The 13,068-nt window shown below is 67.6% G+C and carries 10 protein-coding genes; 6 read left to right on the top strand and 4 right to left on the bottom strand.

Annotated elements, in window-relative coordinates; genetic code table 11:
- Position 1: 1 nt before the first annotated feature.
- Entirely contained in the window at positions 2 to 133 is a 132-nt protein-coding gene (locus tag BN3560_RS14905) for a hypothetical protein (protein ID WP_269456917.1), read from the bottom strand.
- Between the two features lie 320 nt (positions 134 to 453).
- Here BN3560_RS14905 and BN3560_RS12185 point away from each other — a divergent pair, with 320 nt between their 5' ends.
- Genes BN3560_RS12185 through BN3560_RS12200 form a run of 4 tightly spaced genes read left to right on the top strand, consistent with a single transcriptional unit; the run spans position 454 to position 6,550 of the window.
- The gene (locus tag BN3560_RS12185) at positions 454 to 1,800 is read left to right on the top strand and encodes an ABC transporter substrate-binding protein (RefSeq protein WP_096228262.1); all 1,347 of its coding nucleotides are present in this window, start codon (positions 454 to 456) and stop codon (positions 1,798 to 1,800) included.
- 6 nt (positions 1,801 to 1,806) lie between these two features.
- A complete protein-coding gene (locus BN3560_RS12190) occupies positions 1,807 to 4,515 on the top strand; it encodes a hybrid sensor histidine kinase/response regulator (protein WP_096228263.1) in 2,709 nt (902 codons plus the stop codon).
- Complete coding sequence (locus tag BN3560_RS12195) at positions 4,515 to 6,218, top strand: putative bifunctional diguanylate cyclase/phosphodiesterase (protein WP_096228264.1); 1,704 nt, start codon at positions 4,515 to 4,517, stop codon at positions 6,216 to 6,218. The genes BN3560_RS12190 and BN3560_RS12195 overlap by 1 nt, the downstream gene beginning before the upstream one ends.
- Positions 6,215 to 6,550: an Hpt domain-containing protein gene (locus BN3560_RS12200; protein ID WP_123649923.1), complete on the top strand. Its 336-nt coding sequence runs from the start codon at positions 6,215 to 6,217 to the stop codon at positions 6,548 to 6,550. Before BN3560_RS12195 ends, BN3560_RS12200 begins: the two co-directional genes overlap by 4 nt.
- 57 nt (positions 6,551 to 6,607) lie before the next feature.
- On the opposite strand, the gene ahcY is transcribed toward BN3560_RS12200, so the two are convergent.
- Complete coding sequence (gene ahcY, locus BN3560_RS12205; RefSeq protein WP_096228266.1) at positions 6,608 to 7,873, bottom strand: adenosylhomocysteinase; 1,266 nt, start codon at positions 7,871 to 7,873, stop codon at positions 6,608 to 6,610.
- A gap of 358 nt (positions 7,874 to 8,231) precedes the next feature.
- Between ahcY and BN3560_RS12210 the strand changes: the two genes are divergently transcribed.
- Positions 8,232 to 9,554 (top strand): glycosyltransferase family 2 protein, encoded by a 1,323-nt coding sequence (locus BN3560_RS12210; protein WP_096228267.1) that lies wholly within the window; start codon positions 8,232 to 8,234, stop codon positions 9,552 to 9,554.
- Between the two features lie 72 nt (positions 9,555 to 9,626).
- Here BN3560_RS12210 and BN3560_RS12215 read toward each other — a convergent pair whose 3' ends face one another.
- Positions 9,627 to 10,361: a ComF family protein gene (locus BN3560_RS12215; RefSeq protein WP_096228268.1), complete on the bottom strand. Its 735-nt coding sequence runs from the start codon at positions 10,359 to 10,361 to the stop codon at positions 9,627 to 9,629.
- A gap of 639 nt (positions 10,362 to 11,000) precedes the next feature.
- Between BN3560_RS12215 and BN3560_RS12220 the strand changes: the two genes are divergently transcribed.
- Positions 11,001 to 11,963, top strand: coding sequence for a substrate-binding periplasmic protein (locus BN3560_RS12220; protein ID WP_096228269.1), 963 nt, complete (start codon positions 11,001 to 11,003; stop codon positions 11,961 to 11,963).
- A gap of 123 nt (positions 11,964 to 12,086) precedes the next feature.
- On the opposite strand, the gene BN3560_RS12225 is transcribed toward BN3560_RS12220, so the two are convergent.
- Positions 12,087 to 13,016, bottom strand: a complete 930-nt coding sequence (locus tag BN3560_RS12225) for a SufB/SufD family protein (RefSeq protein WP_096228270.1) — start codon at positions 13,014 to 13,016, stop codon at positions 12,087 to 12,089.
- Positions 13,017 to 13,068: the final 52 nt, after the last annotated feature.

Raw genomic sequence — 13,068 nt, forward strand, 5'->3', positions numbered from 1 at the left:
GTCACCCCTGCTTGCCGCGCGCCTCGATCTCGTCGTGGGCCTCGATGATGGCCTTCTTGACCGCCTTCTTCACCACCAGGTACCCGACGGTGGCGAGCAATGCGATGACCAGCACGTACATCAAAACTATCATCAGCTCCGGAACCCCCCCCATGCCCGCTATCCTCATGGCAACCGCCTTTCCCTCGGCGCGCAGATCATACTGTCTTTCTCCCGGCGGCGCTGCGCGTCCTGCGGGAAGGCGCTTCGGGGCCGGTCCGTGCCCCCGCGCTTTGCCGAGGGCTGGCGTGCTGCGCCCATCTGCGATAACATACGGGTAACGAAACGAGGCGCTTCGCTGCGGAAGCCCGGACCGGCTTCCGGGAGGCCCCGAATGCCACCTGGCGGGAACCGCGCCGTCCGTCCGGCGCCGTCCGGCTTGCGCGCGCCGCAGTAAGAGAAAGGCTGGCTGCCATGAGCACCACCGCTCCCGCGCGCTCCGCCCTGCTGCTGCGCCGTGCGCTTTGCGCCGCCGCGCTCGCCCTCGCGCTCGCTGCGGCGGCCTGCTTGCTTGCCTGCGCTTCGCAGGAGTCCTCCGACGGCAACGGCCTTGTGAGGTCCTACGACGACCAGGAGACGGTCACGCTGTCGTTCTTCGCGCTGTCCGCCGTGCCCGGCATGTGGCCGGACGATATCGTGTCCTTAGATGGGTCGACCATCCACGTGGTGGAGGACCATGCCGACTACTACGCCAAGGGGACGACGCAGGAGTCGTACCGGGGCTTCCTCGCCTCCCGCCTCGCCGAGAACAGCGTGGACGCCTACATCGTGCCCGCCGAGGACGTCATCGACTTCGACCGTCACGGCTACCTGATGGACCTCTCCGGCCTCGACGCGGCCTCCACGCTGTCGGTTGATGCGCTTGCCCAGAGCACCTACGACGGCAAGGTCTTCTCCATCCCGCTCTCCTACACCGGCTTCGGCTTCATCTGGAACAAGGACATGCTCGACGCGCACGGCCTGTCCGTCCCGGAGGACCTCGGGCAGTTCCTGCACGTCTGCGAGACTCTGAAGGCCGCCGGCATCACGCCGTACGTGGCCAACAACGATTTCGCGCTCACGGCGCCGGCCATGGCGGTGGGCTTTGCCGACCTGTACGCCAGCGACGACGCCGAGCAGCTGTTGGCCGACCTGTCCAGCGGCGCGACGCCGGTGAGCACGTACATGGAGAAGGGTTTCGCGTTCGTGGAGATGCTTGCCGACAAGGGCTACCTCGACGTCGACCGGACGCTCTCCACGGCGCCGAACAACGATGTGGAGCCGTTCCTCGCGCAAGAGGGCGCCTTCGTGTGCGGCCTTGTGGGCCGCCCCGGCCTTGCGGACGCCGAGTTCGCCACGGCGGGCACCGCCATGCCCGTGCTCGACGAGGGCTCCGTGGCCGTGGTGGGGGCCGACCGGCGCATGGCCATCAACCCGAGCAGCGAGAAGCGCGAATACGCCGTGGAGGCCATCGAGGCGCTGTGCGCGCCTGACAACCTGAAGCGCATCGCCGGCATCAAGGGCCAGCTCACGCCCCTCGCCGACGACGAATCGAACGCGGCGGGGGAGGCCTACGCGTCCTTGGTGGAAACCGTGCGCAGCGGCAACCAGATTCCCAACCAGGACTTCCGCCTGCACTTCAACACGTGGGCGAGCATCAGGGACCTGTGCCGCGAGCTCCTGGCGGGATCCTCGGCCCACGACGTGGCGCTGCGCTACGACGACATGCAGCGGGCCGAGGTGGCGCAGTACGACGCCCAGGCCCCGTCGGCGGCGGAATAGCCTGCGATGGCCGACTCCGGGAACACCGGCCTGCCGGGCAAGCTGCGCAGACGCGCCGCTGCGAGGAACGTCCTCGCCGCCGCCGTGTTCCTGGCGGCCCTCATGGCAGCGTCCTTCGGGTCGGGCCTCCTCATCGACCGCATCACGTCGTCCGTCCGCGACATCGGCTACGACCACCTGGTCAGCTCCACGAAGGCGGTCGCCCAGAACGTCGACGACCGCCTGACGGCCGACCGCGCCGCGCTGTCGCGGTTCGCCGATGCGGCGGCGGGCCTGTCCGCCGGGCAGATCGCGGCCGAGCTGCCCATGTTCGCCGCCACCCAGGACTTCCCCGCGGTGTACGTCCTCTTCGCGGACGGCACCGGCTTCGACGCCGCCGGGAACCCCGTGCTCGCCACCGACCTGCCCGCGCCCGTGACCGCGCTGGAAGGGGAGCCGGGCGTGTCGGGAGACTACTTCGACTCCTCGGGCTTCATGCGCTCGCTCATCCAGGCCCCCATCGAGCGGGACGGCCAGGTGACGGGGGCCGTCTGCGCCGAGCTCATCCCCCAGCGCTACTACGCCGAGGACATGTTCGCGTTCTGGAAGGGAAGCGGCCGCGCATTCGTCGTCTCCGCCGACGACGGCAGCTGGGTGGTGAACGGGCCGCTGTCCGACATGCTCCCCGGAGGCTTGTCCACGGTCTACGAGGCCCTCGGCAGAACCGACGGCGGGCAGGAGCTGGCCGACGGGCTGCGCGCGAGCATGGCGTCCAGCGGCAGCGACATCTTCCGCGTCTCGTACGACGGGCGCACGTCCTACCTCTGCCTGGCGAAGAGCGCCGCGAACCCCTCCTGGCGCGTCATGACGTTGCTTCCCGCCGACGAGCTCAACCGGGAGAGCGATTCGGTCGCCGCGCTGCTGCGCGTCACGCAGGTCGTGCTCGTGGTGGGGCTGGCCGTGGCTTTCGCGGCCCTGGCGTTCTACGGCCGGCAGAAGCAGCGCCGCCGCATCGAGCGCGTGAAAAGCGAGCAAGAGCGCACGATCCGCGACCAGGACCGTCGGCTGTCCGAGATCGCCCGTCGTGAGTATGACTGCCAGGTGGTCATCGACCTTGATGATCAGACCTGCCGCGTGGAGCCGTATGGCGAGGGCATGTGGAAGTCGTTCCCGCTCGCTGGCAAGTTCGTGCCCTACCGCGATCTGTACGAAGAAACGCGCACCTACCTCGATGATGCCGACGTGCCCCGGTTCGAGGAGCTCCTCGAACCGGGGCGGCTGTTCGCGCGTTTCCAATCCTCGACGAGCGCCGTTCCGCAGTTCCGTTTCCATGTGAGCGGGGGCGAGGGGGACGTGTGGGTCGAGTGCTCCGTCTACTTTTCCGAGGCCGATGGCGCCCGGCGCGCCTGCATCATGTGCAAGGACGTGACGGCCGCGGTGCTGGCCCAGCAGGAGATCGAGCGGGCGGGGCAGGAGCGCGAGCAGCGCCTGACCGAGCTGCAGATGATGCGCGACACGCTGCAGGAGGCCCTGCGCAGCGCCGAGCAGGCGAACTCCGCGAAGAGCCGCTTCCTCTCGAGCGTGTCCCACGACATCCGCACGCCCATGAACGCCATCGTCTGCATGACCGACCTCGCCGCCCAGCAGGCCGACGATCCCGCGAAGGTGCGCGAGTGCCTGTCGGAGGTGTCGCATTCGTCGCACCACCTGCTCGACCTCATCAACGACATCCTGGACTTCTCGAAGATCGAGAGCGGAAAGCTCTCGCTCGTGCCGGAGGACTTCGACCTGCGCGCCCTCGCCGACCAGACGGTGGCCATCGTCAGGCCGTTGTGCGCCGAGCGCGGCCAGACGCTCGACGTCAGCGTGGACGTGCGGCACCCCCGCCTCGTTGGCGATCCCGTGCGGCTGCGCCAGGTGCTCATCAACCTGCTGAACAACGCGTGCAAGTACACGCCCGAGGGCGGCCGCATCGCCTTCTCCGTCGACGAGGTGAGGGGTGCGGGCGCGCAGGAGGGCGCGGCGTACGCCTCCTTCAGGTTCGTCGTGGCCGACAACGGCATCGGCATCGCCGCCGAGAACCTGGACGGCATCTTCGGGGCGTTCGAGCGCGAGGTCGACTCGACGGTGAACGCCATCGAGGGCACGGGCCTGGGGCTTGCCATCACGAAGAGCATCGTGCAGGCCATGGGCGGCACGATCGGCGTCAAGAGCGAGAGGGGCCGTGGCGCCGAGTTCACGGTCATCGCGTCGTTCAAGCGCTGCGAGCCCGACGAAGGGGCGAAAGGGCCGGCTGGCGCTTCCGGCGAGGAGCCCTGCGCCGACGCCCCGGCTGCCGTGCTCGGCTGCTCCGGGATGCGGTTCCTCGTGGCCGACGACCATCCCGTGAACCGGAAGATCGTCGGGAAGATGCTCGCGGCCGCCGGCGCCGCGTCCGACTTCGCCGAGAACGGCAGGCAGGCGGTGGAGCTGTTCGAGGGCTCCGAGCCGGGCACGTACGATGCCGTCCTCATGGACGTGCGGATGCCCGTGATGGACGGCTACGCGGCGACGCGCGCCATACGCGCCGGGGGCCACCCCGACGCGCGCACCGTCCGCATCGTGGCCATGACGGCGAACGCGTTCGCCGAGGACCGACAGGCATCCCTCGATGCCGGCATGGACGCCCACGTCGACAAGCCGCTCGAGGCGAAGAGCCTCGCCGCTGCGCTGAACTCGCCCTTGAGGAGGCACTGATGAAACGCACCGTTCTCGTTGTCGACGACAACGCCGTCAACCGCCGGCTCTTGGCCCGCATCCTCGCCGACGACTACCTCGTCGCCGAGGCGGCCGACGGGCGGGAGGCGCTCGAGCGGCTGCGGGACGACCCGGCCGGCGTGTCGGCCGTGCTCTTGGACATCGTCATGCCCGTCATGGACGGTTACGCCGTCCTCGAGGCCATGCAGGCCGACCCGGACCTCGCGCGCATCCCCGTCATCGTCACCACCCAGCAAGAGGGCGACGAATCCGAGGTCCAGGCCCTCTCGCGCGGTGCGAGCGACTTCCTCTCCAAGCCCTACAAGCCCCTCATCATCAAGCATCGCCTGACGAACATCATCAAGGACCGGGAATCCGCCGCCTTCATCAACCTGGTCGAGCGCGACCGGCTCACTGGCGCCTTCAGCAAGGAGTTCTTCTACCATGCCTGCGAGGAGCTGCTGGCGTCCGAACAGGAAATTGCGTACGACGTCGTCTGCGCGGACATCGAGCGTTTCAAGCTGGTCAACGACCTGCACGGGGTGTCCGTCGGGGATGCGCTGCTGCGGCACGTGGCGGCCGAGCTGGCCGAGACCGAGGGCGTGGAGGCGTGCGGGCGGCTCGGCTCGGACAAGTTCGGCGTGCTCGTGCGCCGCAGGGACGGGCTGGAAGGGCTTCTGGAGGGGCTCTCGACGCGCATCGGGGCGTTCGACCCGCGCATGAGCATCGTCATGCGCTACGGCGTGTACCAGGTGGCCGACCGCAGCATCCCGCCCAGCGCCATGTGCGACCTGGCGGGCATCGCCATCGAGTCCGTCAAGGGGCGCTTCGACGCGCGCGTGGCGTACTACGACGACTCGCTGCGCGACAAGATGATCTTCGAGCAGCGGATGACGGCCAGCCTCGGGGACGCCATCGCCGACGGGCAGTTCGAGATGTACCTGCAGCCGAAATGCGAGATCGGCACCGGCAAGGTGGTGGGGGCCGAGGCGCTCGTGCGGTGGAATCACCCCACCGAGGGGTTCCTGTCCCCGGCCGTGTTCATCCCTCTTTTCGAGCGCAACGGCTTCATCGCCGAGCTCGACCACTTCGTCTTCGACCAGGCTTGCAAGAAGCTCGAGCAATGGCAGGCGGAGGGGAAGGAGCCGTGCAGCATATCGGTGAACGTCTCGCGCGCCGACCTGTACGCGTCCGACCTGCCCAGCAGGCTGCTCGGCATCGCGAGGGAGCACGGCGTGGACCCCGGGCTGCTGCACCTCGAGATAACCGAGACGGCCTACACCGAGGACCCGGAGCAGATCAGCAGCAGCATCGGCCGCTTGAAGGACAACGGGTTCACCGTGGAGATGGACGACTTCGGCACGGGCTACTCGTCGCTCAACATGCTCACCGAGCTTCCCATCGACGTGCTGAAGCTGGACATGCGCTTCATGCAGGACGACGCCCTGCACCGCAAGCGCGCCGTGGTGAGGTTCGTCGTCGGCCTCGCCCGCGAGCTCGACCTCACCGTCGTGGCCGAGGGCGTCGAGACCGAGGAGCAGGCGCAGCTTCTCGCCAGCTGCTCATGCGACTACGCCCAAGGCTACCTCTACGCTCGGCCGATGCCCGCGGCCGAGTTCGACCGGTTCCGCGAGCGGGTGGGCACGAGCGAGCTGGCTGCGGGACTCGGCGCCGACGAGGCGGGGGAGGGGAGGCGCCCATGACCGCGTCCATCGGGGAGCTGCGTGCGTGCGGGGCCGATGTCGACGGGGCGTTGGAGCGCTTCATGGACGACGAGGAGCTCTACTTGGAATGCCTGGCCCTGTTCCGCGACGATCCGGCTCGCGCCGGGCTTGCGACCGCCGTGGCGGCGGGCGATGCACGGGCCGCGTTCGAGGCGGGCCACACGCTGAAGGGCGTCGCCGCGAACCTCGGCCTCGTCCCCGTGTCCGCCGTGCTGTCGGAGTGGGTGGAGCTTTTGCGCGCCGGTTCGCTCGAAGGCGCTGCGGCGCGCCTCCAAGCGCTCGACCGCGCCTTCGAGGATCTTCCCCTGTAGCCGAAGGCCCCCGCTCGCGCGAGCGGGGGCCTTCGCAGCGAACCGGCGCGGCGCGCCTTACAGCGTCTCGAAGTTCCAGCTGCTCATGTACTTGATCTGCTCCTCGGTGAGCTCGTCGATCTCGATGCCGAGCGTCTCCAGCTTCACGCGGGCCACGCCGTCGTCGATGGCGGCCGGCACGTCGTACACCTTGTTCTCCAGCTCGCCGGCGTGGAGGTAGAGGTACTCGGCGGCGAGCGCCTGGTTCGCGAAGCTCATGTCCATCACGGATGCAGGATGGCCCTCGGCGCACGACAGGTTCACGAGGCGCCCCTGCGCCAGCACGATGACCGTGCGGCCGTCGGCCAGCGTGTACTCCTCCACGAGCGGCTTGATCTCCTCCTTCTTCACCGCGTGCTCCTCGAGCCACACCAGGTTGATCTCGGAGTCGAAGTGCCCGGAGTTGCAGACGATGGCGCCGTCCTTCATGTTCTCGAAGGCGGGCGCGTCCACCACCTTGCAGTTGCCCGTCACGGTCACCCACACGTCGGCGAAGCGCGCCGCCTCGGCCGCGGGCATCACCTCGTAGCCCTCCATGTGCGCCTCGAGCGCCTTCAGCGGGTCCACCTCGCACACGATCACGCGCATGCCCATGCCCTTCGCGCGCAGCGCCAGGCCGCTTCCGCAGTAGCCGTAGCCCGAGATGACGATGGTGCGTCCGCACATGAGGCGGTTCGTGGCGCGGATGATGCCGTCGAGCGTGGACTGGCCGGTGCCGTAGTGGTTGTCGAAGCAGTGCTTGGTGTTGGCGTCGTTGATGTTGAACACGGGGTAGGCGAGCGTCCCCTCGGCGGCCATGGACATGAGGCGCACGACGCCTGTCGTGGTCTCCTCGGTGCCGCCCACCACGTGCACCAGCTTGTCAGTGAAGCGTGTGTGCAGCGCCGTGTCGAGGTCGGCGCCGTCGTCCATGATGATCTGCGGGTCGGTGGCGATGACGGCCTCGATATGGCGGTTGTAGGTGTCGGCGTCCTCGCCGGCGACGGCGAACACGCTTATGCCGAAGTCGCGCACGAGCGCGGCGGCCGTGTCGTCCTGGGTGGACAGCGGGTTGCTGGCGCAGAGCGTCACCTGCGCGCCGGACGCGACGAGCGCCCGCATGAGGTTCGCCGTCTCGGTGGTCACGTGCATGCACGCGCCGATGCGCACGCCCTCCAGGGGGCGCTCCCGCTCGAAGCGCTCGCGGATGCGGGCGAGCACGGGCATGTCGCGGTCGGCCCACATGATGCGGGCAAGGCCCTCGTCGGCCAGCGCGATGTCTTTGATGTCGTGGTTCTCGGGCATGGAAAAGCCTCCCTGGGTACGGAAAACGGCACAGTTCGCCCTCTATTGTACGCCAGCGCACACGCGATCACGAGCGGGAGATCCGGGGCGTTTGTGGAGTTCGTATGCACAACGTTTGTGAATCCTCGGCTTTTCCCGCGCAAAAAAACGGAAGAATCGGTAACGAACGGACTCCCCGTTGGGACGGGCGGCTGCGAAGTGGCTATAATCGTCCGAGCTTGCGAACTCGCACGACGGCACACGCACCACAACCACACCAGGCAGCAGCAGGGGGCGCCGAAGCCCTTGGGCCTGCGTGCGAGCGAGCAGAGGACGGCCGTCAGCAAGGCAGTGACGGCCCGTAAAAGGAGCAAACGGAGTGCTAGACCAATTCTTCTCGCAGATTTCGTTCGTCGACATCTTCAACTTCTGCGTGTTTCTCACCTTCAGCATCTGCTATACGTACCAGCTCTACTACGTGTTCGTGGTGCTCACGCGCAAGCCCAAGAAGCTCGTTGCGAAGAAGAACCACCGGTTCGCCGCCGTCATCTCGGCCCGCAACGAGAGTGCCGTCATCGGCGACCTCCTCCACTCCATCAAGGTGCAGAACTATCCGCAGGAGCTCATCGACGTGTTCGTCATCGCCGACAACTGCACTGACGACACGGCCGACGTGGCCCGCGAGGCCGGCGCCATCGTCTTTCCCCGGCACAACGACAAGGAGGTGGGGAAGGGCTACGCGCTCGACTACGGCTTCCAGGTCATCCGCGAGCAGTACGCCGACCGCGGCTACGAGGCCTACTTCGTGTTCGATGCCGACAACGTGCTCGACGTGAACTACTTCCGCGAGATGAACGCCACGTTCGACCACGGCGCCAAGGCCTCCACCAGCTACCGCAACTCCAAGAACTACGACTCCAACTGGATCTCCGCCGGCTACGCCGTATGGTTCCTGCGCGAGGCGAAGTTCCTGTCGCAGGCGCGCCTCACGCTCAACACGAGCTGCGTCGTGTCGGGCACGGGCTTCTTCGTGGCTGCCGACATCATCGAGCGCGCCGGCGGTTGGAAGTGGCATCTGCTCACCGAGGACATCGAGTTCTCCACGAACAGCATCCTGGAGGGCGTGCGCATCAGCTACACGCCCACGGCCATCCTCTACGACGAGCAGCCCACGACCTTCCGCGACTCGTGGAACCAGCGCTTCCGCTGGGCGAAGGGGTTCTACCAGGTGTTCTGGCATTACGGTGCCCGCCTTGCGAAGGGCGTCGTGGCCAACCCCAAGGGCGCGCGCTTCGCCTGCTACGACATGCTCATGACCATCGCGCCCGGCATGCTGCTCACTATCGTGTCGGTGCTGTTCAACGGCATCATCATCGCGCTGGCGGCCACGGGCATGATGTCCACGGGCATCATGATCGCCTCGTCCATCTCGTCCATCTTCTTCTGCCTGTTCAACTACCTGGTTTTCATGTTCATGTTCGGCGTGCTCACCACGTTCGTGGAGTGGGATTCCATCCACGCCGCCACGGGCAAGAAGGTGCTCTACATGTTCACCTTCCCGTTCTTCATGCTCACCTACATCCCCATCGCGCTGGTGGCGCTGGTGAAGAAGTGCAAGTGGAAGCCCATCCAGCACAGCATCTCGGTGGATGTGGCCGAGTTCTCCGACGCTGCCAGCTCCAAGCGCGAGCGCACCATGTAGCAGGCGGCTAAACTGATAGTAACATTGGAACGGCGGATCGGAAGGTCCGCCGTTTTCGCGTTCAGGGGCGGCTTACCACACCCGGGCGAACGTGAGGCACCAGACGTGGGCGGCGCCGGCGCGGCGCAGGGCATCGGTGGCGTCGAACAGGGTGGCGCCGGTGGTGCAGACGTCGTCCACGAGCAGCAGGCGCCCCGGCACGGTGGCGCCGGGCAGGGCCTCGAAGCGGCCGGCCGTGTTCTCGAGGCGCGCCCGGCGCGAGAGCGCGCGCTGGTCGCGGGTGCGCGGGCGGGCGAGGGGGGCCGCCACGGGCAGGTCCAGCCGCTGTGCCAGGCCGCGCGCCAGCAGCTCCGCGTGGTCGAAGCCGCGCCGCCGGCGCGCGGCGGACGTGGCCGGCACGAACGCCACCGCCTCCGGCCGCCAGGAGGGAGGGCGGGCGCGCGCCATGAGGCAGGCCAGGGGCTCGGCCAGGCGGCGCTCTCCCTGGTCCTTGTACGTGCGCACGATCCGCGCGGGCGCCTCGCCGAACGTGACGGCGCTCGCGCACCCGTCGTAGGGCACCGTGTCGCGCCCGGCGCGCCCGAGCACCACGGGGTTGCACTCGCTGCACTGCACCCGCCCGAACGGCGCCCCGCACACCGGGCAGGCACGCCACCAATCCAGATAGGGCAGGGCGCTTCGGCAGGCGTCGCACAGCACCTCGCCGGGCGCGTCGCACACGGCGCAGCGCGTGGGCCACAACGTCTCCGCCAGGGCCTCGGCGGCACCGCGGACGTAGAGGCGCGTTCTGTCGACTGCGAGGGGCATGTTGCGAGCATAGCGCCGCAACCTTGCCCGCCGACCGTATTCCCGCCGTCGCCGAGCCGCCCGGACCTTGCCCGAACCTGGCGCAGGCACCGTCCCCGCCTTGCGCCTCCGCCGTCCCCGCCTTGCCGACCCGCCGTGCGGACCTTGCCCGTCGTTCGTGCGGATCTCGCGCAGGCGGGCACGTCCGGCGCCGATCCTGCTCACAGGGTCCCCCTGCGCGACCCCAACACCGGCCTGCCCGTTTTCGCGAACCTTCCGCGGCAGGGGCGGGCCCTTTCGGATGCTTCCGGTGATTCTTGTCGTGCGATTCTGCGCGCTGCGCTTCCGGGCGTTTTCCCTATCTGCTAAACTGAACGGTGCTTCTTTCGAGTCTGTAGTTGCGGGACGTCTATCCCTAGTCCATGGCAGATGCGGTCGAAAGGATCCACGTAAGTCGAACCGACCTGGTCGGGGAGGCGATCATGGCGCATCCTAGAGGTAAGTCGCACCGCCCGTTTACTTATGACGCGGCATACGGCCGCGACGGGCGAGAGGGTAACCGGTGGGAGCTGGGCCCCGGTGCGCGAGTGTGGGGGCAAAGACTAGGTCAGTCGAAAGGGGCGCTTTGAGAGAGAAACAGCGGATGGAGGCACACCGGAAATGAAGCGTATGAAGGCGCTCGTATGCTGCGCGGCAGCCGCCTGCCTGGCGATGGTGCTGGCAGGATGCTCGTCGCAGCAGAGCTACACCCCTCCCGAGAAGAGCGCGACGGTGTCGTCGCCTGCCATCGGCAAGAGCGGCACGTTGCGGGTTGGCGTGAACGCGGGGTCGCCGCCGTTGGCCGGCTCGCCTTCGTCCTCGTCGAAGATCGTCGGCATCGACGTCGACGTGGCCGCGGCGCTGGCCGACCAGCTGGGCTTGAAGCTGGAGATAGTGGACGTGGGGACCGATCCCGAGGCCGCGCTCAAGGAGGGCAAGGTCGACGTGGCCATGGGCATCGGCTCCGAGATCGAGGTGCCGTTCTGGAGGTCGCCGGCGTACCTGCCGAAGGGCGTGGCGCTGTTCTCCACCTCGGCGAATGCGACGGTGCCCACCAAGGCGTCGTCCCCCAAGATCGCGGCCCAGGTGTCCTCCACCAGCTCGTGGCAGGTCACCAACGAGTTCGGCCAGGACGCGCTTGTGTCCGAGAACGACTTGAAGAGCGCGTTCGCCGCCCTTGCCGACGGCTCCGCCCAGTACGTGGCGGCCGATGCCGTCATCGGCATGTACGCGGCCCACAGCGGCGGCTACGACGCGCAGATCGTGGCGCTCATGCAGCAGCCCGGCGGTTACTGTGTCGGCATGCTCGAGGCGAACACCGAGCTGCAGGCGGCCGTCAAGGATGCGCTCGCTGCGCTCACCGACGGCGGCATCGTGTCGGTCATCGAGAAGAAGTGGCTGGGCACGGACATCGACGCCTCGTCGCTCCCGCTCACGACGGGCGCCTCCTCGGCGAAGACGGACGAGTCCAAGACAAGCGGTGACGAATCGGACGGCGGCGAGAATGCGCCTGCTGCCGAAGATGACGAGGAGGGCAACGTCGAGAGCAACGCCGGCAGGAACGCCGTGCGGCCCACGGCGTAAGCCTTGTCGAGGAACCCGTTTCCCAAACCGAATGAAAAAGCCCGCTTATGCGGGCTTTTTCATTCGGTAGACTATCCAATCGTTCGGGAAAGCGCTTCGCGCGCCGTGTGCGCGACGGGGAGGCTAGTTCAGGAAGTCCTCCAGGATCTCCTGCTCGGCCTCCTCCTCGGTGAGCCCGAGCGTCATGAGCTTGATGATCTGGTCGCCGGCGATCTTGCCGATGGCGGCCTCGTGCACCAGCAGCGCGTCCTCGCTTGCGGCCTCGATGCCGGGGATGGCCGTGACCTTCGCCTTGCCCATGATGATGGCGTCGCACTGCACGTGGCCGCGGCAGGCCGCCTCGCCGATCACGAGCGGGTTGAACACCTGCTTGGAGTTGTCCTGCGCCACCGAGCGCGAGATCACCTGCACGCTGGAGTCGTCGCCCTTGAGCTCCACCTTCATGTTCGAGGTGGCAACCTGGTCGTCGTGCGTGAGCAGCTTCTCGGTGAGCACGAGCTTCGCGCCCGCGCCCAGCTCGGCGTTCGTGTCGCGCACGGTGGACGACACGCCGCGCAGCTGCGTGAGCTCCATCTCGCAGCTCGCGTTCTCCTCCATGATGACGTTGGTCATGGGGTTCAGGATGCGCTCGCCGGTGCCCGCGCCCTCGCCGTAGTGCTTCTCCACGTACTTCACATGGCTGTTCTTGCCGCAGTAGAAGGTGTGGATGCCGTCGTGCTCGGAGGCCTGGTGGCTCTCGTTGTGGATGCCGCAGCCGGCGATGATGGTCACGTCGCAGTCGTCCTCGATGTAGAACGTGTTGTACACGACGTCCTTCAAGCCCGCCTGCGTCACGATGACGGGGATGTACACCGTCTCGCCCTTCGTGCCGGCCTTGATGCGGATGTCGATGCCGGGGTTGTCCGTCTTCGTGGCGATCTCGATGTTCGCCGACGAATGGCGCTCGACGAGCTGCCCGTCCTTGCGGATGTTGAACGCGCCTTTCGGCATGCCGTGAATGTTGGCGATCTCGGCGAGCAGGCTCTCGTCGATGGGGGACAAATCAACAGCCATGATGGCCTCCTTCTTCCTGACGGCTTCCCGTGGCGGCCGCCTAGCCGTTCAG

Source organism: Gordonibacter urolithinfaciens, assembly GCF_900199375.1.
Taxonomy (GTDB): domain Bacteria; phylum Actinomycetota; class Coriobacteriia; order Coriobacteriales; family Eggerthellaceae; genus Gordonibacter; species Gordonibacter urolithinfaciens.

Bases quoted from the DNA above. Each gene is read 5' to 3' on its own strand.
- BN3560_RS14905 (WP_269456917.1), bottom strand. From the start codon at position 133: ATGATAGTTTTGATGTACGTGCTGGTCATCGCATTGCTCGCCACCGTC.
- BN3560_RS12185 (WP_096228262.1), top strand. From the start codon at position 454: ATGAGCACCACCGCTCCCGCGCGCTCCGCCCTGCTGCTGCGCCGTGCG.
- BN3560_RS12190 (WP_096228263.1), top strand. From the start codon at position 1,807: ATGGCCGACTCCGGGAACACCGGCCTGCCGGGCAAGCTGCGCAGACGC.
- BN3560_RS12200 (WP_123649923.1), top strand. From the start codon at position 6,215: ATGACCGCGTCCATCGGGGAGCTGCGTGCGTGCGGGGCCGATGTCGAC.
- BN3560_RS12225 (WP_096228270.1), bottom strand. From the start codon at position 13,016: ATGGCTGTTGATTTGTCCCCCATCGACGAGAGCCTGCTCGCCGAGATC.
- BN3560_RS12195 (WP_096228264.1), top strand. From the start codon at position 4,515: ATGAAACGCACCGTTCTCGTTGTCGACGACAACGCCGTCAACCGCCGG.
- BN3560_RS12215 (WP_096228268.1), bottom strand. From the start codon at position 10,361: ATGCCCCTCGCAGTCGACAGAACGCGCCTCTACGTCCGCGGTGCCGCC.
- ahcY (WP_096228266.1), bottom strand. From the start codon at position 7,873: ATGCCCGAGAACCACGACATCAAAGACATCGCGCTGGCCGACGAGGGC.
- BN3560_RS12220 (WP_096228269.1), top strand. From the start codon at position 11,001: ATGAAGCGTATGAAGGCGCTCGTATGCTGCGCGGCAGCCGCCTGCCTG.